The 23,045-nt window shown below is 73.3% G+C and carries 22 protein-coding genes and 1 pseudogene; 13 read left to right on the plus strand and 10 right to left on the minus strand.

Annotated elements, in window-relative coordinates; translation table 11 throughout:
* Window positions 1–11 precede the first annotated feature (11 nt).
* Window positions 12–464 (plus strand): hypothetical protein, encoded by a 453-nt coding sequence (locus tag OOK31_RS00625; protein ID WP_267010303.1) that lies wholly within the window; start codon window positions 12–14, stop codon window positions 462–464.
* A gap of 88 nt (window positions 465–552) precedes the next feature.
* Window positions 553–1,968 (plus strand): TerD family protein, encoded by a 1,416-nt coding sequence (locus OOK31_RS00630; RefSeq protein WP_267010304.1) that lies wholly within the window; start codon window positions 553–555, stop codon window positions 1,966–1,968.
* Window positions 1,969–2,032: 64 nt separating this feature from the next.
* Here OOK31_RS00630 and OOK31_RS00635 read toward each other — a convergent pair whose 3' ends face one another.
* From OOK31_RS00635 to OOK31_RS00650, 4 genes are all read right to left on the minus strand, one after another.
* A complete protein-coding gene (locus OOK31_RS00635) occupies window positions 2,033–3,193 on the minus strand; it encodes a winged helix DNA-binding domain-containing protein (protein WP_267010305.1) in 1,161 nt (386 codons plus the stop codon).
* Window positions 3,194–3,240: 47 nt separating this feature from the next.
* On the minus strand, window positions 3,241–4,557 hold the full coding sequence (locus OOK31_RS00640; RefSeq protein ID WP_267010306.1) for a hypothetical protein: 1,317 nt from the start codon (window positions 4,555–4,557) through the stop codon (window positions 3,241–3,243).
* 95 nt (window positions 4,558–4,652) lie between these two features.
* Complete coding sequence (locus OOK31_RS00645; RefSeq protein WP_267010307.1) at window positions 4,653–5,282, minus strand: hypothetical protein; 630 nt, start codon at window positions 5,280–5,282, stop codon at window positions 4,653–4,655.
* A 241-nt stretch (window positions 5,283–5,523) separates the two neighbouring features.
* The gene (locus OOK31_RS00650) at window positions 5,524–6,204 is read right to left on the minus strand and encodes a DUF998 domain-containing protein (protein ID WP_267010308.1); all 681 of its coding nucleotides are present in this window, start codon (window positions 6,202–6,204) and stop codon (window positions 5,524–5,526) included.
* Window positions 6,205–6,358: 154 nt separating this feature from the next.
* Between OOK31_RS00650 and OOK31_RS00655 the strand changes: the two genes are divergently transcribed.
* Entirely contained in the window at window positions 6,359–6,682 is a 324-nt protein-coding gene (locus OOK31_RS00655) for a YciI family protein (protein WP_267010309.1), read from the plus strand.
* A gap of 66 nt (window positions 6,683–6,748) precedes the next feature.
* Window positions 6,749–8,746 carry a sigma-70 family RNA polymerase sigma factor gene (locus tag OOK31_RS00660; protein WP_267010310.1) on the plus strand — a complete coding sequence of 666 codons (1,998 nt, stop codon included), beginning with the start codon at window positions 6,749–6,751 and terminating at the stop codon, window positions 8,744–8,746.
* 14 nt (window positions 8,747–8,760) lie between these two features.
* Here the strand turns inward: OOK31_RS00660 and OOK31_RS00665 are convergent, their stop codons facing one another.
* Window positions 8,761–9,015: a hypothetical protein gene (locus OOK31_RS00665; protein WP_267010311.1), complete on the minus strand. Its 255-nt coding sequence runs from the start codon at window positions 9,013–9,015 to the stop codon at window positions 8,761–8,763.
* Between the two features lie 177 nt (window positions 9,016–9,192).
* Between OOK31_RS00665 and OOK31_RS00670 the strand changes: the two genes are divergently transcribed.
* The 4 genes from OOK31_RS00670 (at window position 9,193) to OOK31_RS00685 (ending at window position 12,692) form a co-directional block, all read left to right on the plus strand.
* A complete protein-coding gene (locus OOK31_RS00670) occupies window positions 9,193–9,708 on the plus strand; it encodes a toxin-antitoxin system HicB family antitoxin (RefSeq protein ID WP_267010312.1) in 516 nt (171 codons plus the stop codon).
* Between the two features lie 269 nt (window positions 9,709–9,977).
* Window positions 9,978–10,826: a DUF4097 family beta strand repeat-containing protein gene (locus OOK31_RS00675; RefSeq protein ID WP_267010313.1), complete on the plus strand. Its 849-nt coding sequence runs from the start codon at window positions 9,978–9,980 to the stop codon at window positions 10,824–10,826.
* An 82-nt stretch (window positions 10,827–10,908) separates the two neighbouring features.
* Window positions 10,909–11,904: an ATP-binding cassette domain-containing protein gene (locus OOK31_RS00680; RefSeq protein WP_267010314.1), complete on the plus strand. Its 996-nt coding sequence runs from the start codon at window positions 10,909–10,911 to the stop codon at window positions 11,902–11,904.
* Window positions 11,901–12,692: an ABC transporter permease gene (locus OOK31_RS00685; protein ID WP_267010315.1), complete on the plus strand. Its 792-nt coding sequence runs from the start codon at window positions 11,901–11,903 to the stop codon at window positions 12,690–12,692. The genes OOK31_RS00680 and OOK31_RS00685 overlap by 4 nt, the downstream gene beginning before the upstream one ends.
* Window positions 12,693–12,711: 19 nt before the next feature.
* On the opposite strand, the gene OOK31_RS00690 is transcribed toward OOK31_RS00685, so the two are convergent.
* Window positions 12,712–13,251: a cupin domain-containing protein gene (locus OOK31_RS00690; RefSeq protein WP_267010316.1), complete on the minus strand. Its 540-nt coding sequence runs from the start codon at window positions 13,249–13,251 to the stop codon at window positions 12,712–12,714.
* A 281-nt stretch (window positions 13,252–13,532) separates the two neighbouring features.
* Here OOK31_RS00690 and OOK31_RS00695 point away from each other — a divergent pair.
* Window positions 13,533–13,652, plus strand: a pseudogene (locus OOK31_RS00695) (TetR family transcriptional regulator); the annotation flags it as partial.
* Window positions 13,653–13,772: 120 nt separating this feature from the next.
* Here the strand turns inward: OOK31_RS00695 and OOK31_RS00700 are convergent.
* Window positions 13,773–15,041: a phosphatase PAP2 family protein gene (locus tag OOK31_RS00700; protein WP_267010317.1), complete on the minus strand. Its 1,269-nt coding sequence runs from the start codon at window positions 15,039–15,041 to the stop codon at window positions 13,773–13,775.
* Between the two features lie 129 nt (window positions 15,042–15,170).
* Between OOK31_RS00700 and OOK31_RS00705 the strand changes: the two genes are divergently transcribed.
* From OOK31_RS00705 to OOK31_RS00720, 4 genes are all read left to right on the plus strand, one after another.
* Window positions 15,171–15,407, plus strand: coding sequence for a hypothetical protein (locus OOK31_RS00705; RefSeq protein WP_267010318.1), 237 nt, complete (start codon window positions 15,171–15,173; stop codon window positions 15,405–15,407).
* 114 nt (window positions 15,408–15,521) lie between these two features.
* On the plus strand, window positions 15,522–16,445 hold the full coding sequence (locus tag OOK31_RS00710) for a UTP--glucose-1-phosphate uridylyltransferase (RefSeq protein WP_267010319.1): 924 nt from the start codon (window positions 15,522–15,524) through the stop codon (window positions 16,443–16,445).
* A 222-nt stretch (window positions 16,446–16,667) separates the two neighbouring features.
* Entirely contained in the window at window positions 16,668–18,218 is a 1,551-nt protein-coding gene (locus tag OOK31_RS00715; RefSeq protein ID WP_267010320.1) for a hypothetical protein, read from the plus strand.
* Window positions 18,215–20,917, plus strand: coding sequence for a hypothetical protein (locus OOK31_RS00720; RefSeq protein WP_267010321.1), 2,703 nt, complete (start codon window positions 18,215–18,217; stop codon window positions 20,915–20,917). The genes OOK31_RS00715 and OOK31_RS00720 overlap by 4 nt, the downstream gene beginning before the upstream one ends.
* 146 nt (window positions 20,918–21,063) lie before the next feature.
* On the opposite strand, the gene OOK31_RS00725 is transcribed toward OOK31_RS00720, so the two are convergent.
* The 3 genes from OOK31_RS00725 to OOK31_RS00735 all read right to left on the minus strand — a co-directional run bounded on the left by OOK31_RS00725 (window position 21,064) and on the right by OOK31_RS00735 (window position 23,009).
* Window positions 21,064–21,306: a hypothetical protein gene (locus OOK31_RS00725; protein ID WP_267010322.1), complete on the minus strand. Its 243-nt coding sequence runs from the start codon at window positions 21,304–21,306 to the stop codon at window positions 21,064–21,066.
* Window positions 21,307–21,474: 168 nt separating this feature from the next.
* Complete coding sequence (locus OOK31_RS00730; protein ID WP_267010323.1) at window positions 21,475–22,101, minus strand: NAD(P)-dependent oxidoreductase; 627 nt, start codon at window positions 22,099–22,101, stop codon at window positions 21,475–21,477.
* Window positions 22,098–23,009: an EamA family transporter gene (locus OOK31_RS00735; protein ID WP_267010324.1), complete on the minus strand. Its 912-nt coding sequence runs from the start codon at window positions 23,007–23,009 to the stop codon at window positions 22,098–22,100. Before OOK31_RS00735 ends, OOK31_RS00730 begins: the two co-directional genes overlap by 4 nt.
* Window positions 23,010–23,045 lie beyond the last annotated feature (36 nt).

Raw genomic sequence — 23,045 nt, forward strand, 5'->3', positions numbered from 1 at the left:
GGAGGAATCACATGAGGATCAGCTTCACCGCGGACGGGCCCACCGGTTCGGTGGAGGCCGACGACTGGCGCGACCTCGCGGCCAAGCTCGGCGCGGAGCCCAGCCTGGGCCGGGTCGAGGAACTGCGCGCCCCGATCCGGCCGGGCACCCTGGGCGGCGATCTGTACGGGCTGATCGCCGAGGTGGGCGCCGCCGGGCTGATCGCGCTCGGAGCGGTGGTGCAGTCCTGGATCCGACTGCGGGCCGGCCGGTTCAAGGTGTCCTGGGAGAAGGACCGCGAGGGCGGGCGCACCGTGATCACCGTCGACGGTACGAACGCCTCCGGAGCCGAGTCGGCGCGCGCCCTGCTCGACGAGATCGCCCGCGCCGTCGAGAACGACGAGAACGGCCGCCGTCAGCTGCCCCGTTCGCCGGGTCCCGACGGACCGGCCGGCCCCGGGGCGCTGCCGGGATCCGGCGGCTGACCCCGGCCGGCGGGGCTGACGGAGCCGATCCGCTCCCCTTGGGCACAAACGCTCGACGCAAGCTCATCCGACCTGCGACGATGCCGCCATGACGCAGATCATCAAGGGGGGCAATCTGCCCATGTCCGGCGAGCCCGTACGGGTCGCCGTGGTCCGTGGCGCGGCCGGGCCCGGTGTGCCCGAACTCGACCCGGCGGCGCTGCTGCTGGACGACAGCGGCAAGGTGCGGGGGCGGAGCGACCTGATCTTCTACAACCAGCGTTCGCACGCCTCCGGCGCCGTACAGCTCCTGGGCAACGCCCAGGGCGAGGACGGGCGGACGGCGGACTGGCTGGAGATCGACCCGGGCCGGGTCGAGCCGGAGGTGGAGCGGATCCTCATCGCGGCCTCCGCCGAGGGCGGAACGTTCGGGGACGTACCGGGGCTGTACTTGGAGGCGGTCAGCACGGTGACGGGTGAGCGCCTGGTGGTGTACTCGGTCGACGAGGACGACGCGACGACCGAAACCGCGTACGTGCTGGGCGAGTTCTACCGCCGGGACGGGGGCTGGAAGTTCCGCGCGGTCGGACAGGGTTACGACTCCGGGCTGCCGGGGCTGGCCACGGACTACGGGTTCACGGTGGAGGAGGACGAGCCGGAGGCCGAGGCGACCGCCGCGCCGCCGCCCGCGCCACGGCTGCCCGAGGCTCCCCCGCCCGCCCCGCCCCTTCCGGCGGCGGCAACTCCGGTTCCGCAGGCGCCGGTTCCCTCGGAGGCCGTGCCGGCCGTCGCGGCATCCACGGCCGCACCCGCCCCGGCGTACCCCGTGCCCGCCGGCACTCCCGTCTCCAAGTCCGGCGCTCCCCTGCTGGGTACCGTCACCACGCGGCTCAACAGCCTCCCGACCGACTTCGGCCCGGACTTCCCCGTCTTCTCCCAGGAGGGCAAGGGGAATGACATCGTCCGGGTGGAGGTTCCCATGCCGGCCGGGTTCGCCGTGGTCGACGTGGTCAGGGTGGGGGAAAGCCTCCTCGAGGTCGCGGCGCTGGACCACCGCAACAACGAGCGGTCCCCGGCCGTCGTCCAGAGCTGGGCGGATGAGTTCAGCGGGCGCGGGATCGTCGACCACGACGGGAACGGCGTGCTGCGGCTGCGCGTGAAGGCGCGGGGCGAGTGGAAGATCACCGTGAGTCCGGTCTCGGTGCTACGAGAGGTCTCGGAGCACGTCGAGGGGGCCGGTCCGGACGTCCTGGCGTACGCCGGTCCGGCCGTCGACCTCGCCGTCAGGCACCGCAACCGCAAGGACGACGCCTGGTTCCAGCTCGAGGCCATCAGGCGCAGCGGCTCGCGGCTCCACCTGTACAGCGGGTACAAGTCGGCGCGGAGCACGGTCGCGCTGAAGCGGGGGGCGCGCCTGCTGGTCATCACCTGCGACTGCCCCTGGACCGTCACCCCCCGCGAGGTCACCCCCCAAGCCGACCGGATCGAGGGCGAGGTACCCCCCTTCTGGAGGCGCCTGCGCTAGGTCGCCTGCGCGGTCAGGTCGTCGCTGAGCAGGGCGACGGCCGGCTGTCGGCCGCGGCGCCGGATCAGGCGTGCGGGCCCACGGTGACGGTGCCGACCGTCAGGTCCGCGACCCCCTCCAGGATGACGGCCGTACGTTCCGCCTCGTGTTCCAGGGCCCGGTGATGGGCCGCGGCCAGCGGGGCGAGGGGCTCCACCGTGATCACGATGCGGCGGCCCGCACGGCGCTGGTGCCAGACGCCCGCGACGGTGCCGTCGATCAGCAGGACGGGATAGTTGCCCGCCTGCCCGCCGGCCAGGGCGCGGCCGGCCGCGGGGCCGGGGAAGAGCAGTTCGCGGGGGCGGGTGGCGATGACGTAGCCGTCGAAGTACGGCAGCAGGCGCACACCCCGGGCCGGCTCGTCGGGGAAGGCGGTGTCGCCCGGGACGACGTACGCGGGCCCGGCCCGACCCACCGGGAAGGAAACCTCCTCGATCCGGCCCCCGGCGGCGAGCGAGGCGAACAGCTCCGCGGCCCAGGCCCGGGGTGCGGCCAGCCAGAGCGCGAAGTCCTGGGCGCCGACCGGACCGTAGGCGTGCAGGTAGCGGTCCACGAGCCGGGCCAGGGACTCGTCGGCGTCCTGCGGTACGCAGCCGGGGTTGGTGTAGGTCACCTTGCGACCCCGGTCGGCGCCGAAGGCCAGCACCCCTCGGTGCGCGGCGGTGTGCGTCACCTGGCGCCAGCGCGGCCACAGGGTCTGGAAGGCGGGCATCACCGGGTCCCCGGCCCAGGGGCCGGCGCGCCGTACGACGGCCTCGGTCAGTTCGTCCACGGTCAGTTCCGTGCCCGTGAGCGCGTCGGCGATCGCGGCCAGGACCTCTTCGGTCTGCGCGGGGGTCATGCGCACGTCGGGGGCGAAGGGGCCGGGGCCGGCGGGGAGGGCGGACAGGGCTCCGGTCCACCAGGACAGGTCGGCGGCGGGCAGGAGGTGGACGGTGCCGCGCGGGCCGAAGGTCCTGACCAGGGTGTGGTCGCCGGTCACCGCGTGGCGCACGTTCGCGCGCGTGGCGCCCTCGGTGCGCAGCGCGAGGGAGACCTCGGCGGCCGAGGCCACTTGGGCGTGCGCGCCGAGCATGCGGGCCGCGACCTCGGCCGGCCCGGTGCCCGCGGGGGCGGGGGTGGTGAGCCACTGGCGGCTCATCCGGCGGGCGGTGGCGGCGGGCCAGGACACGGTGGTCGGCGTCATGGGGCCACCGTAGGGCCCGGGCGCCCGGGGAGGGGGAACTGAGCGGATCAGAGGCGGTGGACCGGCGCCGAGGTCTGCGTCCAGTGCCAGTTGACGGGCCCCCATTCCTTCTTCAGGGCGGCGCGCTGCCGGCCGTACGCGTGCAGTGCCTCCTCGACGGCGGCCGGGAGCTCGCCGAGGTCCTCGGGGGCGGGGACGCGCAGGATCAGGTGTTGCTTCGTGTGGACCAGCAGCAGGTCGCCGTCGGCGGAGCAGGAGCGGAGGGTGAAGTGGGTCAGCGGCTTGAAGGCCTTGGTCGCGGTGTCCAGCTTGGCGCGCAGGACCCCGCTGCGGTTCCAGGCGTACAGGCCGTAGCGGTTGAGGTGGAAGGCGTGTCCCCGGTGCGGGTCGGCGGCCACGTCGAAGTAGAAACCGGTGAAGGGCGAGTCGCGCCACGCGTGCATGCCGTGGAGGCGGCCGGTCATCTTCCCCTGGTCGTCGACGAGGGCGAAGACGAAGGGCTGGCCCCGGCTGCCGCCGCGGAAGGTCTTGGCGTAGAAGGGGACGACGAACAGGTCGTCGGCCAGGGGCACGGGCCGGCCGAGGTGCGAGTGGTCCCAGCCCGACAGACGGTCCTCGCCGGCCGTGGTCTCGGTGAGCGCGGGGCGGGGCCGGTTCGTGCGGCCGAGGGGGGCGGAGGCGTGGGTGACGTGCGCCTGGAGATCGGCGTCACTGTGGCGGGCCGGTTCGGGGTCGAGCGAGGCGAGTGCCCTGATCTGCGGCTTCGACTCGGCCGTCAGGCTGCCGTCGGCCAGGCCGACGATGTTGGTGAGGGTGTTGCCGTACCTCCAGACGCCGTACTCGGCGACGGTGCACAGCAGGCGGCCCGAAGGCGTGACGCTGATGGAGCTGGCGAAGGGGTCGCCCGGCGTGAACTCCTTGAACGGGCGCCGGTCCCCCGAGTCGTAGACGGCCAGGACCCGGCTCAGGTCCGGGGCGACGAGGGTGGTGTTGTTCGGGCCGGCGCTCACGGCGAGTGTGCCGTCGGGCAGCACGCACAGGTTGATCTCGCCGCCGTCGGCCACGGCCGAATCCGAGTTCTTCCTGCCGCCCGTGGGGAAGAGGGCGCTCGCCAGGACCTCGCCGGACGCGGAGTACCGGGTGATGATCCGGTACCCGAAGTTGGCCGTCCCCGGGTCCTGTTCGTCGTCGGCGATCCCGTAGGTGTGGCGGTACACGCTGTACAGCGCGTACACCTCGCCGCTCGGTGCGCCGGCGACGTCGACGGCGTGGACGCCCCAGCCCTTGGAGTAGAGCACGGTCATATCGATGCGGTGGTGGTCCACCAGGGTGCCCGGCAGGGCCAGCGGAAGAATCTGGATCATGCGTTTCATCCTCGGGCATGGCACTGACACTCGACCGGCCGGGCCGGGCCGGGGCCGTCGCGGCCGCCGTCGCGGTCACGGTCGCCGAGGACCGCCTAGGGCTGTGGCCCGTTCGCCGCCGGTCCGGTCGACGAGGATGCGGGCCGTAGGCCCTCCCTCGACCGGGCCCGGTCGCGAAGCCACGCGCCGGCGCCGACCAGCACGGCTGCCCCGGCTCCGTAGAGGGGCAGCCACAGGGTCGTGGTGGCTGACAGGCAGTCGGCGACGGCCTCCCCGCTCTGCTTCACCTGCGCGTACGCCAGGGCGGCCCTGTCCCGGTCCGCCAGGTCTCCCAGCGCGGCCCTCGTCCGGACGGCCTCGTACCTGCCCAGTTCCTGGCAGCCGCTCCGCGTGCCGGACATGGGGAACAGCCAGTCCCAGCGCTGCAGCATGGGGGCGAGTGTGATCGCGACGCACAGGCCGACGACCAGCGCATAGGCGACCAGACTGCGCATGTACGGCGTTCGGATGCCGGGCGTCCACGCCGGCCGCCCCTGAAAGGCGAAGATCACCGCGAACAGCGTCACCCCGATGAAGGTGGCGAACCACTGCCAGGAGCCCTGCGCCAGTGCGAACGTCAGCACGGCGGCGAGCCCGACGCCGACGACCCCGGCCTGACCCGCGGCGTCATGGCCCGGCGCGTCGGACGCCGGCCTTCGTCCCGCTCGAGCGCTCGGGTCGTTCACGGGCCCCTCCTGCAGGTCGGAGGCCCCAGCATCCTCCACCCGGCGCCACACGCCCGGGCACCGTGCCGGACGGGCCCGGGACGGCGCCCGTATGGCGGACCCCGCCGCCGGGGTCCCCTGCCACGTCGGCGATCGGCGGCGGAGAGCGGTCCCTTCGCCCGATGCGGGAGCGTGCGCGCGGCCGGATGCCGCTGTGCTGACAGCACAGCGGCATCCGGCCGGGGTGGGGTGCAGGGGTGGCTCAGTGGGTGCGGCGGTAGTGGTGTGCGGTGGCGGCGATCCAGAGCATCGCGGTGACGGCGCCGACGGCCAGGGTGAGGGTGCCGGCCTTGCCGCCGGTCATCGCCCAGCCGTTGCCGAGGAGGAGGGCGGTGCCGGCCACGCGGGAGGCGAGGGCGCGGCCTCGGTCGCCGGCCCGGCCGAAGTGGCGGCCGAGGACGTAGCAGGCGGCGATCAGTGAGGTGAAGGTGAGGGACCCGGCAGCGAAGTGGGCGTAGCTGTGCCAGGTGAGGGTGGCCGGTGCGCCGTAGGGGGTGCCTGCGGGGAAGCCGTCGGCCGGGTCCATGACGAACAGTCCCGCGGCGATCATGCCGATGCCGGCGATCCGTACGAGCCGTGGCGCCCAGGTACCTCCGGGGGTTGCGTGCAGGGCCTTGCGCAGGCCGGTCGCGCCGATGGCGAGCAGGGCTCCGGCGATCAGGAAGTTGGCGATCTGGAGCCAGCCGAGGGAGCCGTTGCTGAGCGCGCTCAGGGGGTGGCGGGTGATGTGGAAGCCTTCGCGGGCCGCGGCCTGGGTCAGGGAGACGACCGCCCACAGCGGGGGTCCGACGACGGCGCAGGTGAGCAGGGAGCGGGTGGCGGCGGCCCGGGTGCCAGTGGCGGCGGGGGAAGCGGTGGCGGCGGCGGGGGTCTGGGTGGTCATCGTGTGCCTCTCGGGTTCGTCGTGTCCGGCTCTGCTCTCGTTGGTACGTCGATCCGCGGATGTGACAGGGAATGGTGGGCGTTCCCTGTCACATGGGTCTGTTCGACGTACAGGTGCAAGCACGGAGACCGCACGACGAGACGAGGGACTTCCCATGCGCTACCTGATGACGACCAAGCCTTCCGACACCGCCCCCGACGAGAAGCTGTTCGCCGAGATGGGCCGGTTCGTCGAGGAGTTGACGGCGGCCGGTGTGCTGCTGGCCACCGGTGGTCTGGAGCCGGGCGGCGTCCGGGTGACCTCCTCCGGCGAGGAGATCACGGTGACCGACGGGCCGTTCGCCGAGGCCAAGGAGGCCGTCGCCGGCTTCGCGCTGATCGAGGTGCGTTCCCAGGAGGAGGCGATCGAGCTGGCCCGCCGCTTCCGCAGGATCGTCGGTGACGGCGAGAGCGTGGTCCAGCAGGTCTTCGGTCCCTGACCGGAACGGTGGCGGGCGCTTGCCCCGGCTTGCGAGCGGGCCGGGGCGGGTGCTGTCATCGTGCCTGTGCTGGGTACTCATCGCGCCGTCGACGCGGTCTGGAAGCTGGAGTCGGCCAAGATCATCGCCGCGCTCACGCGCATGGTGCACGACGTCGGCCTCGCCGAGGAACTGGCCCAGGACGCGCTGGTCGCCGCGCTCGAACAGTGGCCCGCCACGGGTGTCCCGGACAACCCCGGCGCGTGGCTGACGACCACCGCCAAGAGACGGGCCGTCGATCACATACGGCGCTCCGAGCGGCTGACGCGCAAGCAGGAGCAGCTCGCCCACGAGCTGGACCAGCAGTCGGCGCGGCCCGCGGACGTCCCGCAGGCGGATCCCGAACAGGACGACGTCCTGCGGCTGATGCTCATCTCCTGCCACCCGGTGCTGGCGACCGAGGACCGGGCGGCGCTCACTCTGCGGCTGCTCGGCGGTCTGACGGCCGAGGAGATCGCGCGGGCCTTCCTCGCCACGCCGGCGGCGATCACCCAGCGCATCGCCGCGGCCAAGCGGACGCTGGCCGAACAGCGCGTGCCCTTCGACCTGCCGGAGGGGGCGGAGCTGGCCGCGCGCCTCTCGTCGGTGCGGGAGGTCATCTACCTGATCTTCAACGAGGGTTACTCGGCGACCTCGGGCGACGATCTGATGCGGCCCGGGCTCTGCCTGGAGGCGCTTCGGCTGGGCCGGCTGCTGGCCGAGCTGGCGCCGCAGGAGGCCGAGGTGCACGCCCTGGTCGCGCTGATGGAGATCCAGGCCTCGCGGGCGGCCGCGCGCACCGGGCCGTCGGGCGAGCCCGTCCAGCTGCACGAGCAGAACCGCGGCCGCTGGGACCAGTTGCTGATCCGCCGCGGGTTCACCGCGATGCTGCGTGCACGGGAGGCCGGCGGCCCGCCCGGCCCGTACCTGCTGCAGGCGGCGATCGCCGTGTGCCATGCGCAGGCGCGGACCGCCGAGGACACCGACTGGGCCCAGATCGCCTCCCTGTACGCGGGGTTGGCGCAGCTGCTGCCGACGCCGATCGTCCAGCTCAACCGGGCGGTGGCGGTCGGGATGGCGTACGGGCCGCAGGCGGGCCTCGAGCTGGTCGACTCCCTGACCACCGATCCGGCGCTGCGCGACTACCACCTCCTTCCCAGCGTCAGGGGTGACCTGCTGGCCCGCCTCGGGCGGCACCAGGAGGCGCGGCTGGAGTTCCACCGGGCGGCCTCGCTCACCCGGAACGCCGCCGAGCGTGCCTTCCTGCGCCGTCGCGGGGACGCGATCGCCGCCGCGGGCCCGTCCGGGCCCACGCTCGGGCAGGCCGCCCAGGCGTTCCTGGCCCGGGAGGAACTGAACGCCGCCACGGTCCGCTCGTACGGGCAGACCCTGCGCCGCCTGTGCCTGGCCCTCGGCGACCGGCGGCCGCTGGCCTCCCTGACGGCGGGCCAGGTGGCACAGGTGTGCGCGACCGCCTGGGGCGGGGCTGCGCCCGCCACGTGGAACCGGCACCGGGCGGCCGTCCGTTCCTTCAGCGCCTGGGCCTCCCTGGGCGACCTCTCGGCAGGGCTGGAACGTCGTACGGAGTCCCGTTCCGGGTCGCAGGCGCTGGGGTCCGCGCAGCTCGACGCGCTGTGGAACCACCCCGGTCTGCCCCTGCGGGAACGGACGCTGTGGCGGCTGCTGCACGAGTCGGCGGCCGGGGTGAAGGCCGTCCTGTCACTGAACGTCGAGGACCTGGACCTGGAGGACCGCCGGGCCCGCGCGGGCCGCAGCTGGGTGAGCTGGCGCTCCGGGACCGCCCGGCTGCTGCCCGAGCTGCTGGCCGGCCGGACCCGGGGCCCGGTGTTCCTCTCCGACCGGCGGCCCGGCCCGGCCCGCACGCCCGCGCCGGCCGATCTGTGCCCGGACACGGGCCGCCGTCGGCTGTCCTACGAACGGGCCGAGCACCTGTTCAAGACGGCCACCCGGTCCCTGGACCCGGCCCACGACGGCTACACCCTCCGCCAGCTCAAGGTCCGCCCCGGACCGGCTGCGTCCCGGTAGCGCGCCCGTTCCCCTCAGAAGAGCAGCAGGTCGTAGACGTTCCAGCCGTTGCCGATCTTGACCGGGGAGGCGTAGGAGCCGGCCCCGGTGCCCGTGTGGAGCCACAGGTCACCGTCGGCGTCGCGGGCGATCAGGTCCTGTCGGCCGTCTCCGGAGAAGTCCCCTGGTGCGAGGAGGAGGTCGTACGGGGACCAGCCGGTGGCCGCCCGGACGCGGGCGGTCCCGCCCTGCCGGCACCACCGGCACCAGGTGGCGCCGCTTGGCGTCATCTGGTGCCACTCGGCGCCACATGGCGCCACCGAAGGCGCACGAGCCCGCATGGCGCCACCTGCACCCAGGTAGGCGCCAGGGTATTTTCGCAGGTCAGAGCGGCGTCACCAGAAGGCGGCCCAGAAATCTCGCCGCGCGGCTTGCGCATGGCGCCATTGTGGCGCCATCATGGCGCTATGGACCTCACGCCGTATGTCGACACCCTCCGCCGCGAGCTCGCGGTGGCCGCCGAAGCCGGCGGTGACGAAGCCCGCGCGCTGGCCGAGAGGCTCACCGCTCCCCTGGAGTCGGCGACCCGGCTGACCATGCTCAACGTGCTCTCCGCCGCGATGGACGAGATCACCCGCGAGCTCGCCCCCGGCTCGGTCGACGTACGGCTGCGTGGGATCGACCCCGACTTCGTGGTGACGCTGCCGCCCACCGACGGCCCCGCGGAGGCGCCCCCCGCGCCCCTGGAACCGTTCACGGCGCAGGCGCCCGCCGAAAGCGACGAGGGGGGCACCGCCCGCGTCAATCTGCGACTGCCGGCCCACCTCAAGGCACGCGCCGAGGAGGCCGCGAGCCGCGAGGGCCTGTCCGTCAACGCCTGGCTGGTGCGGGCCGTCTCCGCCGCGGTCGACGGCGGCACCCGGCCGCGGCCGACGGAGAAGACCAGGACCGTCGGACAGAGCTTCACGGGCTGGGTGCGCTAGTGCTGTGACCGGAAAGGTTCACCGTGTCACGGCGCCCGGCACGGCACCTCGCGGCGTTGTCGGACCACCCGAGTACGTCCAGTACAAGCGGCGGCCCTCCGCCTTGCGAGGTACCGCACCGGACACCGCGACCCGGCAAACCTTTCCGGCCACAGCACTAGACGGCCTGGCCGCGCCCGCGCCCTTCTCCCGCACCACTTCACCCACACGACACCACACGACGTCCCACCAGCGGGGACGCCGCGAAGAGCCAAGAGGACGGGACAGCCATGCCTTCTTTCGACACTCCCGAACCGATCTCGGTCACCGCGCACGTGGAGGCCGGTTCCCTCCAGTTCACCGCCGGCGACCGCCTCGACACCGTCGTCGAGGTGCGGCCCCGCGACCCGAAGAAGGACAAGGACGTACGGGCGGCCGAGCAGACCGAGGTCACGTACGCGAGCGGCGTGCTGACGGTCAGGACGCCCAAGTCCAATCTGCTCGGCCTCGGCCGTACCGGCGTCGTCGACGTGACCGTCGAACTGCCCACCGCCTCGCGCGTCGACACGACCGGCGCCTGGACCCAGGTGCTCGGCGAGGGCCGGCTCGGCGAGGTCCACGTGAAGACCTCGTCCGGCGACGTACGCCTCGACACGACCGGCCCGCTGAGGCTGACCGCGTCGCACGGCTCGATCACCGTGGACCGGGTCGAGGGCCCGGCGGAGATCACCACCAGCTCCGGCAGCGTGCGCGTCGGCCTCGTCGACGGACCCGCCGTCCTGAAGAACTCGCACGGCTCCACGACCGTCGGCGCCGCGACGGGCGAGCTGCGGGTGAGCGGCGCCAACGGCGACATCGAGATCCGGCGCGCCGAGGACTCGGTCACCGCCACCACCGCCCACGGCACCCTGCGGGTGGGCGAAGTGGCCCGTGGAACCGTCCAGTTGGAGACCTCCTACGGCGCCATCGAGGTCGGCGTCCGCGAGGGAACGGCCGCCTGGCTCGACGTCAGTTCCGGTTCCGGCCAGGTGCGCAACGCGCTCACCGCGTCCGAGAGCCCGGAGGCGTCCGAGGACACCGTCAAGATCCGCGCCCGCACCCGGCACGGCAACATCGACGTCCGCCGCGCCAAGGCCTGACACCGAAACGACCAGCATCCCCCCACCCACTCCCCCGACCCACCTCAGCCTTCGAACGGAGGGCCTCATGCCTTCTTTTGTCATGCCCACATCCAGGCAGCAGGGTGACGGTGACGGCCGCCCCTCGCCGGCCGCCGTCTCCGCCGTCGGTCTGCGCAAGTCGTACGGCGCCAAGACCGTCCTCGACGGCATCGACCTGTACATCCCGGCCGGGTCCGTCTTCGCGCTGCTCGGACCGAACGGCGCCGGCAAGACCACCGCCGTGAAGATCCTGTCCACCCTCATCGCCGCCGACGGCGGCCAGGCCCAGGTCGCTGGCCACGACCTCACCACCGACCCGCAGGCCGTGCGCGCCGCGATCGGCGTCACCGGACAGTTCTCCGCCGTCGACGGACTGATCACCGGCGAGGAGAACATGCTCCTCATGGCGGACCTGCACCACCTGTCCAAGCGCGAGGGCCGGCGGGTCGCCGCCGAGCTGCTGGAACGGTTCGACCTAGTCGAGGCGGCGAGGAAGCCCGCCTCCACCTACTCCGGCGGCATGAAGCGCCGCCTGGACATCGCCATGACCCTGGTCGGCAACCCGCGGATCATCTTCCTCGACGAGCCGACCACCGGCCTCGACCCGCGCTCCCGCCACAACATGTGGCAGATCATCCGCGAGCTGGTCACCGGCGGCGTCACCGTCTTCCTCACCACCCAGTACCTGGAGGAGGCCGACGAACTCGCCGACCGCATCGCCGTGCTCAACGACGGCAGGATCGCCGCCCAGGGCACCGCCGAGGAGCTCAAGCGGCTCATCCCCGGCGGGCACGTACGCCTGCGCTTCGCCGACCCGGCCGCCTACCGGTCCGCCGCCCGGGCCCTGCGCGACGTCACCCGGGACGACGAGGCGCTGGCCCTGCAGATCCCCAGCGACGGCAGCCAGCGCGAGCTGCGCGCCGTCCTCGACCGGCTGGACTCGGCCGGCATCGAGGCGGACGAGCTGACCGTGCACACCCCCGACCTCGACGACGTGTTCTTCGCCCTGACCGGCGGCGCCGGTGTCCCCGACCAGCCCAAGGAGAATGTCCGATGAGCTCCCTGTCCCTCGCCGTGCGCGACTCGTCCACGATGCTGCGCCGCAACCTCCTGCACGCCCGGCGCTACCCGTCCCTCACCCTGAACCTGCTGCTCACGCCGGTGATGCTGCTGCTGCTCTTCGTCTACATCCTCGGCGACACGATGAGCGCCGGCATCGGCGGCGGCGTCCCGGACCGCTCCGCGTACATCGCGTACGTCGTCCCGGGCCTGCTGCTGATGACCATCGGCAGCACCGTCGTCGGTACCGCGGTGTCCGTCTCCAACGACATGACCGAGGGCGTCATCGCCCGCTTCCGCACGATGGCGATCCACCGCCCTTCGGTGCTCGTGGGGCACGTGGTCGGCAGTGTGCTGCAGTCGGTCATGAGCGTGGCCCTCGTGGGCGCCGTCGCCGTGGCCATCGGCTTCCGGTCCACGGACGCCACGGCCCTGGAGTGGCTGGCGGCGTTCGGGCTGCTCGTGCTCTTCGCCCTGGCGCTCACCTGGATCGCGGTCGGCATGGGCCTGGTCAGCCCGAACGCCGAGGCCGCCAGCAACACCGCGATGCCGCTGATCCTGCTGCCGCTCCTCTCCAGCGCCTTCACCCCGGTCCACTCGATGCCCGGCTGGTTCCAGCCGATCGCCGAGTACCAGCCGTTCACCCCGGCCATCGAGACCCTGCGCGGACTGCTGCTCGGCAGCGAGATCGGCCACAACGGGTGGCTCGCCGTCGGCTGGTGCGTGGGCCTCACCGTGCTCGGCTACTTCTGGTCGACCTCGAGGTTCGACCGCGACCCGAAGTAGGCGCGCCGCGCGCCGGCGGTCACCCGGTCCTGGTGGGGATCAGGTCGAAGTGGTCCCGCTGGTACTGGAAGAGCAGGCAGTCCTCCCCCTTCTCGCAGCCGCTCAGGTGCGGCCGGTCGGCCGGGAGGCTGTAGTAGGAGCCGGCGGGGTACCGGACGCGCTTCCCGTCGAACTCCGCGTAGAAGGTGCCCTTGAGCACCACCGTGGGAAGTTCCTGCTTGTGGTGGTGCTCCGGGTTGTCCTTTCCCGCGGGGAAGGACACGAACGCCTCGTAGTCACCGCTTCCGGCGAGGTCGCCCCGCACGTTCGCGTACTTCACCCCTCCGGTGTCCGGCAGTTCCTTCCAGGTGCGGCCGGGCTCGGGGAAGGAGAGGAACTCGGACCGGGCCTGCTTTCCCGGGCCGGGGGTCCCGGTCGCTGCCGGGGCCGCGGTCGGGGAGGCCGACGTGGCGGTGGCCTTTCCGGCCTTCGTCCCGGCCCCGGACGAGCAGGAAGCCAACAAGACGACCGAAATGGTGGCGGCCGCCACCGCGGATATCGTCCGGGCCTTGCCGTGCATGATGTCTCCTTCTGCTTCTGTCGTGCGGTTCGCCAGGGCACACTCCGCACGGGCAGGAGCGGAATTCGGCTCCCCCTGCGGAGTGCGCCGGTCACGTCCCAGATCCTTCCGCTCGCGTCGGCCGGCGGCCATGACGACTTGGCGGCAGATCCGGACACGGGAGCCATCCGGCCCGCTCGGCGGGCGTCGCGGGTCACGGCCAGCTCGTGGATGTCGTGGCCCCAGGTCAGCTCGAAGCCGGTGTCCAAGGACACCGGCTCGACGGTGACGGTGCGCAGTAGCTGCGCGAGATCCTGGTGCCGCGGGCCAACGCGGGGCGCGACCTCGTACGCGCCTTCCCGGCCGCACACGGCGTCCGTGACACCGACGCCCGCACCCACAGCCTGCTGGCCTGCGTGGAGGGCCTGGTCGCCGCAGCCCTGCGCTGACGCCGACACCGCGCCTCCCGGACACACAGCCGCCCCCTGGCCGACGCTTCGGGGCGCGACGGACTCAGGGGGCGGGGTGGCGGGGTGGGGCGCTCAGACCAGTTCGGGCTGCGATTCGCGTCGCGGTTCCGGCAGGTGCACCTGTACGGGCTTGCGGTCCCACCGCTTGGCGGTGCGTGCGTAGCCGTAGATCACCGAGGCCGTCGCGAGGACGAGCAGCGGCCCGAACACCCACGGATAGTGGGCCATCTCCACCGACAGATAGCGGTACGACAGCAGGAGCGCGGTGAAGACGGCGGCGCCGTAGCAGGCCAGCCGGATTCCCGACCGGTCCCAGCCGTAGTCGATCGCGCGCAGCGCCGTCTCGATGGTGAGCGTGAACACCACACCGGCGAGGATGTCCGCGCCGTAGTGGTAGCCGAAGCCGAGCGTCGCGCCGAGCGTGGCGATCAGCCAGAACGCCCCGGCGAACCGCAGGGCCAGCGGCCCCTTGCGGGAATGGATGAAGATCGCGGTGGCCCACGCCGTGTGCAGGCTGGGCATGCAATTGCGCGGGGTGACCTCGTCGAAGGGCATCGCGAGCGGCGTACCGACCGGCGGCGGCGTGTCGGGCCACAGGTTGGCGACGGCCCACTGGCCCCCGTCCGCGCCGTAGGCGAAGATCGGCCCGACCACGGGGAAGATCATGTAGATCGCGGGCCCGAGCAGGCCGATGACGAGGAACGTACGCACCAGGTGGTGGCGGGGGAAGCGGCGCTCGGCGGCCACGTGGCGCAGTTGGTAGAGCGCGACGGCGACCGCGGCCACCGCCAGCTGGATGTAGACCCACTCGAGCACGTGGGCGCCGACCGTGCCGGTGGCCTCGACGATCCGGCCCACCAGCCACGACGGGTTGCCCAGGGCGTGATCGGCGGTCGCCACGTACTGGTCGAGCACCGTCGGCCGGGTCTTCGAGGTGATCAGCAGCCAGGTGTAGCCGGTCTTGCGGCCGGTCACCAGTAGCAGGGCCAGTCCGACGCCCTGCAGCAGCAGGACGCGTTCCCGGCCGGTACGGCGCGTGACGGCGATCACGGCGCACGCCACCGTCACCCACAGCGCGCCGTTGCCGAACATCATCTCGGCGCCGACGGCGCGGCGCACGAGCCAGAAGACGACGTCGATGCCGACCGCCGCGCCGACCGCGATGAACCGCTGCCGCCAGGTGAGGACCACCATCATCAGGGCCATGCTGACGTAGAGCACCGTCCCCGATTTGGGGGCGAATATCAGCTCGCGCGCCTGATTGGTGAGGGGTCCCAGCTCACCGTAGTGGCGTGCGGCGATCTCCAGCGCGATGAAGAATCCGAGCGTCACCACACTCACGACGCCCCACAGCAGAACGCGTGGTCGTCGCCATGCGGCGAAGCCGGCTCCGCCGCCTATTCGCGAAATCACTCGCGCTACCGTAGATGTCAATTTTCAGCCGCTTTATCATATGTCAACGTCGTCGTCGTGAACTCGAACATGTTAACGGAACGAACAGCTTTCGCAGATCACGGGTACGCCGGATTTCCGCTGAGCGGGAGGACCTCGTCATCGCCCCCGGAGCGGTACGGCTTCCGCACCGAGCTCACCGGCAAGGAGGTCGAGACCGGTCGGCAGGTCCGGACCACGGCGCTGCTCGACCCGCCGGTCTCCTTCGTCGCCAACCTCAACCCACCGCTGGAAATGCTGCGCTGCCGCGCCTGACCACCCAGTCGGCGACGTGACAGTGGCAGGGAGCGGTGCGGCCGGGCGTTGGTAGCGTCGGGGCGTGTCGTGCCGGCCGGTGCGGCACGCGGCCCGATCGAAAGAGCGCTCCTGATGCCTTCGACCCCGACGATCCGCAGGGCTGTGATCCCCGCCGCCGGACTCGGCTCACGGCTCCTGCCGCTGACCAAGGCCACGCCGAAGGAGATGCTGCCGGTCGGCGACCGGCCCGTGATCGAACACACCGTCCGCGAGCTCGTCGCGTCCGGGATCACCGACATCACCATCGTCGTCTCCGGCGGCAAGTCCCTCATCCAGGACCACTTCCGCCCCAACCCGGCCCTCGTCGAGCAGTTGCGCGCCGACGGCAAGGAGGCGTACGCGGACGCGGTGGAGGAGGTCGGTGACCTGTCCCGGCGGGGCCACATCACCTACCTCGACCAGCACGGCCCGTACGGCAACGGCACCCCCGTCCTGAACGCCGCCCGTGCCTTCGGCGACGAACCGGTCCTCGTGCTGTGGCCGGACGACGTCTTCGTCGCCGAGGTGCCCCGCGCCCAGCAGCTCATCCACGCGTACGAGAGCACGAACTGCCCGGTGCTGGCCCTGCTGCCGATGGAGCCGGCCGACTCCCAGCGCTACGGCGTACCCGTCGTCAAGGAAGACCTCGGCGACGGCCTGCTGCGCATCACCGGTCTGGTCGAGAAGCCCGACCCGGCCGACGCGCCGTCCTCGTACGCCGCGATCGGCGGCTACGTCATCACCCCCGCCGTCGTCGACGAACTCCGCGAGCAGACCCGCCGCTGGTACGAGCACCGCCGGGGCGAGATCTATCTCACCGACGCCATCAACGCCTACGCCGCCACCCGCGCCGTGTACGGGCAGGTCATCTCCGGACGCTGGTACGACACCGGCAACCCCGCCGACTACCTGGTCGCCCAGATGGCCACCGCCCTGGCCCACCCCGAGTACGGGCCGCTCCTGCGCAGGCTCGCCCTCGAATCCGGCGGCGACGCGCACACCACCGGCACCGCCTGATCCGACGCCCCCGCCGGGGCGCCGGGCCGCCGCCACACCGGACGGCGTCCCGGCTCCTACAGGCTCCGCACGTACCACTGCTTCGCGGACCGGCCGTAGGGGGAGCACGGCTCAACTGGCTTTGGTAGCCGCCCCCGTGACGCCGGGTAGACCCCCCGCGCCCCCACCCGCGCGCACGCGGCATGATGGGGGCCGGCGGGGTCGACGGTGGGGGGCGGCGGGATGACGGTGGACGTGGTGGGGCCGGCGTGGGCGCGGGAGGGGCTGGGGCAGCGCAATCCGCGGTATCCGCTGGCCGTCGAGGGGCCCGTCATGCGGGCGGTGGAGCAGCTGGTGCCCGGCCTGTCCAGCCAGACGCGCTACGCCCGCTACTTCTCCCTCTACGCCGCCACAGCCGCCGAGGCCGAGCGGGGCGGGCTGGACGACGCCCGGTGCCGCGACCTGCTGCGCCGCGCCGAAGTCCTGCTGGCCGCCGTACAGATCGAGGCGGCCGAAGAGGCGGAGGGCAACGGCGCGGATCCCGCGGACGCCCTGTGGCCGCACGGGCACGACGGCGTACGTCCCCGCCTGTCGGAGGGCTCCCTGGCCCTCGGCGACGCGGCCGACCGGTACTCGCCCCGCCACTGGGGCTTCTGGGCCCAGTACGGCGGGCCGGCGCGCGTGCTCGGGCTGGTGGACCACGGCCGTGACGGGTTCCGGCCCGGCCGGCACGGCTGCCCCGACGGGGTCCGGGATCTGCTCGCGCCCCTGCTCGCGCTGGCCGCCACCGAGGCCCCCGACATCGGCCGGGCCGCGCTCGCCGGGGCCGGCCGGGCGGCGCTGGGCGAGAGCTGCCCGGTGGAGCGGGAGTGGCTGGTGTCGGTGCTGACGGCCACGGAGCAGGGGGTCCACGAGCCCCCGCGCTGGGGTCCGGCCGACCGCACCCGGCGCGCGACGCTCCGTACGCTCGGCCGTGCCGTGGACCTCCACGGCGGGGACTCCTGCGCCGAAGCGATGCGCTCCGCCGTGGTGTTCGGTCCGCGGCTCGCGGAGGATCCCGTACTCGCCTCGATCCGGGAGGCGGCCGGCTGGCGCGGGCTGCTGCTGCGCCACTACTCCGTCTCCGCCTGGCGCCGGCTTTGGGCGGACCTGGTCGGGCACGTGGGCGGGGAGGAGGGGGAGAGCGGCTCCGGCGACATGTCGGCGGCCGACCTGCGCGACTGGCTGGCCGACCAGGTCCCCGGCGGCACCGTCAGCAGCGAACTCGCGGCGCTCGGCCCCCTGACCTCGCGGGCCGGGCATCCCGAGCGGGTGGAGCCGGGGCTGCTGGAGGAGGAGCGGAGCCCCTGGCGGGACGTACGGCTGCTGCTGGCCGGCGGCCTGCGTTCGCGCGAGGGCGCGCTGGGCGGGGACGCGCGGGCCGTGTTCCTCGGTGGGCGTCCCGAGTTCCTGGACCCCCGGTGGGTGGAGGGCCTCGTCCGCGAGTACGGGGACCGTCCGGTGCGGGACCTGGCGGCCCGGCTGGTCGACGACATGCTCGCGCAGTCCCGCCGGGTCGCCCTGCGCAAGCTGCGGCCCGACCCGGCGACGGGGGGCCTGAAGATCTTCTCCCGGTTGCACATGCGCAACGACCGCTACTTCAAGAGCGACGACGAGAGCGACGCGGAGATCGGCACCCGCATCCCGCAGCTCCGTTCGTTCGCCGTACAGCTCGGCCTCTTCGCGGAGGGCCGGGGCTCGATCGCCCTGACCGACGCGGGCCGGCGGATCCTGGACCTGGAGGTGGCCGCGTGAACGGGCAGCAGGAGCCGTACGAGGAGCACCGCGACGGGCCGTACGTCCACACCTCCTACTCCTCCCCCGTCACCCTCCTGCGCGAGTGGATGGAGCGCACCGACAAGGCGCCGCTGCACGAGTTCCTGGTCCTGGGCTTCACCGTCGACCTCCCCTTCCTCGAAGCGGTGGCCGTCCCCATGGCCCGCAACCTCGGCGCCCGCGTCGGGATCCTGGGCGACGCCGGACACGGCCTCCACCAGGCCGTCGACGTACGCCAGGCCGGCCGCGGCTACCTGCACGGAGTCGCCAGCTGCGGCGGCGGCGCTTTCCATCCGAAGGTGGCGCTGCTGCTCGGCGAGCACGCCTGCCGCCTCGCGGTGGGCTCCGGCAACCCGACCCTGTCGGGATGGGGCGCGAACGACGAGCTGTGGACGGTCGTCGCCACCGAGGACGGGGCCTCGCACCCCGTGTTCGCGGACCTGGCGGACTGGCTCGAAGCCCTGCCCGGGAGCGTGGCCATGGCCCCGTGGTGGGGGGAGGACCTCGCCCGGATCGCCGGCCTCCTCGCCGACCGGTACCTGTCCGCGCCCGATCCGGCCCCCGACCCGTCCGGGACGCGCCTGGTGCACAACCTGACGCGCCCGCTCCTGGAGCAGCTGACCTGCGAGGGCCCGGTGGACGAACTGCGCCTGCACGCACCCTTCGTGGACCCCTCGGGCGAGACCCTGACGAGGCTCCTCGACCTCTTCTCCCCCGCGGACGTCACCCTCGGCCTGCAACGCCACTGGAGCAGCTACGACCCGGACGGTCTGGCCAAGGCCTTCGCCGGGCATCCCTCGGCCCGCGTCCGCGGACTGGAGGAGAACCGCGTCCGGCACGGCAAGCTGATCGAATGGCGCGTCGGCGACCGGTGGCACGCCCTCGTCGGCAGCCCCAACCTGACCCGGGCCGCACTCGGCCGGGCGACGGGCGACGCCACTGCTCACCCCGCCAACTGCGAGCTCGCCGTCCTGGCCTCCGGCACCCGACCGCTGCTCCCGGACGCCGGCCCGTCGCTCCCCCTCGGCTCCCTGACGCTCACCGCCGAGGGCCCCGGCCGCCGCCAGGACGTCCCGTCGCTGATCCTGCTGGGGGCGAGGGCCGACGAGCCGGTCGGCCTGGAGGTCGTCCTCGCCAGGCGGCCGGACGGCGTCGAGGTACAGGTCGAGCTCTCCCCCGACGGCTCGCCCGGCTCGTGGACCCCGGTCGCCACCCTGCCGCCGGGCGTCCTGCGCAAGCACCTGCCCGTGGGCGGGACGGAACCCGGCTCCGCCGTCCGCGTCAGCTGCACCCTCCCCGACGGCTCCTACGCCGAGTCCGCCGTCGCCTTCCTCTACAGCGCCGAGCACTGCGCGCCGCGCGGCACTGCGGACACGACGCCGAGGCTGAAATACGCGTACACGCCGCAGGAACTGTTCGGGGACCCGGCCGCCGCGCGCCGCTTCGAGAACGACCTGGTACGCCTCCAGGAGCTGACCGCCGAGAGCACGACGGCTCACGCCGCGACGGGTGCCGCGCCGCGGGCGCTGTCCGTACGGCACCCGGACGGCTGGGCCGCGTACCTCGCCGACTGCCGCAGGGCGCTCGGCACCGACCTGACCCAGCTGGCCTTCGGCACCCTCCACGTCGACCTTCCGGAACTTCCCGGGCCGCGGGCGGCGACGCCGTGGCGGATCTCGGAGATCACCGTCACGGCCGACGACGGGTACGAGAACGCGTACGAGGACGGGGGCGAGGAGGCGCCTCTGCCGGATCCGGAGGCAGCCGCCGAGTACGTCCTGTGCGTGCCGCCGGAGTCCCGCCCCTACCACCAGGCGTGGATACGCCGCCTCGTGCGCCGCCTCGCCGAGGACGCGCACACCACCCCTCAGCCGCGGTTCCCCGCCCCGGTGGGCCTGCTCGTCGCCCGCCTGCACCTCCAGCTGCTCGCCACCGGGCTGTGGGACGACGGCGACTACGGCTGGCGCGGGACGACCGCGGAGCTGGTGACCGCGCTGGCGGCGCCCGCCGACCCGGAAGGGGAACCGCCGGAGCTACGGCGCCGGGTGGACGCCGCCCTGGCCGTGCTGATGGCGCTGCTCAGCCTGCACGGGGACGTCGAGGGCGCCGATCCGGACCCGCTGTCCGCCGCGGCGTGGGCGCGCAGCCGCGTGGCGGTGGGGCGGGCGGAGGCCTCGGACGCCGAGGACCTGTTCCTGCCGGCCGGCGGGCAGTCGGGGCACGTCGCGACCCGGAGCGACCTGGAGACGCTGGCCGCGAGGGCCCGTACGGTCAGGGACCCGCGCGCCGAGGCGGTACGGGAACTCGCGGAGCTGGGGATGTCCGCCTCGTACGAGGACGGCATCTGGGAGGTCACCGGATCCTTCGGCAACGTCCAGGCCTCGGCGGCCAAGGCGGCCACCCTCCTGGCCGCGCGGCTGCCCGGCCCCGCCCTCGTCCGCGCGGCCAGCCGCGGCAAGTCCTGCTTCCTGGCCTGGAACTCCCCCGACCTGGTCCGCTTGACGGGCCGGATCTGGAACGGCTACCGCATCTCGCCCCCGGCGACCCCCGCGACCCGCTTCCACAGTGAGTCCCCCCGCCCGACGACCCGGGGAACGGAAGCGATCAGGACACTGGAACAGATCCTGGAAGCCACGGACCTGACCCTGCACGAGGTGTTCGTCCGCACGGCACCGTGACGTGGGAAGGCACGGCCGCCAGGGAGGTTCGCGGGGCGGCAACACGACTGCCCCGGACCGAGGACCGGGGCAGTTCGGGGCTTGTGCGGGCGGTACGGGGGCAGTTGGCGCGTTCGGCCGAACCACCCCCGTACTGACGCCCGGTGTCAGGCGCCGAGGTGGTGGAACTTGGCCCACTCGCGCTCGCCCTCGGCCGCACAGTTCGAGGTGTAGAGGGGGCCGACCGCCGCCGGGATGCCGGCGAACGACGAGCAGGTGGCCGCGAAGCCCGCGCGCCCGCCGGAGAAGGAGTCGATACCGACTCCGTCGTTGGCCAGCGCGGCTCCAGCGCCGCCCACCAGGATGCCCGCGGCCAGGACAGACGCCGTCAGGACAGAGCGCATGCGCATGACTACTCCCAAATATCGTTGGATGCCACGCCGGGGAAGGGGCGTGTCGACTGACTGAACATCACGGACAAGTCGCAGGAAACGGCCTGTCACTCCAATGGCCGGGAGGGGAAATGCACAGGGTGCCGCGGGTACGGGCGCGGGCCGGGGGAGGGCCGCGGGTCGGGTTCAGTAGGCGACCGTGAAGTGGCGTTCTCCGCCCGGGTTCTCCAGCTCGTCGACGGCGGCCGTCGCGAGGTCCTCCGCCGAGATGCGGGACGAGCCGTCCGCCGCCACGAGGAGGGTGGTGGTGCCGCGCCGGTACGTGCCGGTCCGGGTGCCGGGCTCCAGGAGCGCGGGCGGGCTCAGGTAGGACCAGTCGGCGGTGTGGGCGCGGCAGACGTCCAGTTGCGCGACGCTGGACGCGGCGATGGCGCGCCAGGCCGGAGGCACGTACCGGGGGTCGTCGAGCACGAGCCCGCCGGACGGGCTGTGCAGGGGTCCGGAGCCGCCGATGAACAGGGCGCGGGATCCGGCCGCGGCGGCGGCGTCGAGCAGGGCGCGGGTGGTCGTGGTGACGGTGGACTCCGAGCCGGGCGCGGGGCGGGTGGCTCCCACGACCGCGTCGGCAGCGCTGAACAGGCCGGTCATGCGGTCGACGTCGGTGGCGTCGCCGCGGACGGCCGTCACGTCCGCCGGCAGGGACTGCGGCCGTGCGCCGCGGAAGACGGCGGTGACGCCGTGTCCTCGGCGGAGGGCTTCGGTGATGATGCGGGAGCCGGCCATTCCGGCCGCTCCGACGACGGCGATCCTCATCGGGTGATCCGTTCTTCGATCGGGTGGGAGGTGGACTTCCGGGGGGACTTCGAAGGGGACTTGGGAGCGATCTGGCCCGCGGCGATCGCGGCGAGGCAGAGGGCGAAACCGGCCAGCTGGACCGGGCCCAGCGACTGCCCGAGCAGCACCGCGCCCAGCAGCGCTGCCACCATCGGCGACAGCAGGGTCAGGACCGCTACGGACGCGACGGGCAGCGTGGTGACGCCGCGGACCCACACGGTGTAGGCGAGCAGGCCGCCGACCAGGCCCAGCCAGAGGTAGCCGAGCCCGGAGCCCGCGTCGACGGCGGGCGGCGCGCCCTCGAACAGGAACGTCACCGGTACGAGGAACAGGCCGCCCGCGGTGAGCTGCCAGCCCGCGAAGGCCGTCGGTCCGACGCCGTCCGGGCGTCCCCAGCGCTTGGTGAGCGTCACTCCGAGCGCCATCGCGCCCGCGCCGCCGAGGCCGGCCAGGATTCCGGCCGCGTCGAGTGCGGCGTCGGGGCCGATGACGACCAGTGCGACCCCCGCGACACCGGCGGTCCCCCAGGCGAAGCTCCGTACCGTCGGGCTCTGGTGAAGAACCGTCACCGCCAGTACGGCCACGATCAGCGGCTGCGCGGCGCTCAGGGTGGCGGCCACCCCGCCGGGCAGCCGCTCGGCGGCGATGAACAACAGCGGGAAGAGCAGCCCGATGTTGAGCACGCCCAGCACCGCCGCCTTCCACCACCACGCTCCGCGGGGCAGCGTACGGGTGACCGCCAGTGCGATCAGGCCCGCGGGCAGGGCGCGCACGAGCCCCGCGAACAACGGGTGGCCCTGGGGCAGGAGTTCGGTGGTGACCACGTAGGTCGTCCCCCACACCATGGGCGCGAGCGCCGTGACTGCGGTGCTGGCGAGGTTCTTCATGGGATCCAGCTTCGGCGGCGGGGATCGATGAGTCCA

It is taken from the genome of Streptomyces sp. NBC_00249 (assembly GCF_026342355.1).
GTDB lineage: Bacteria > Actinomycetota > Actinomycetes > Streptomycetales > Streptomycetaceae > Streptomyces.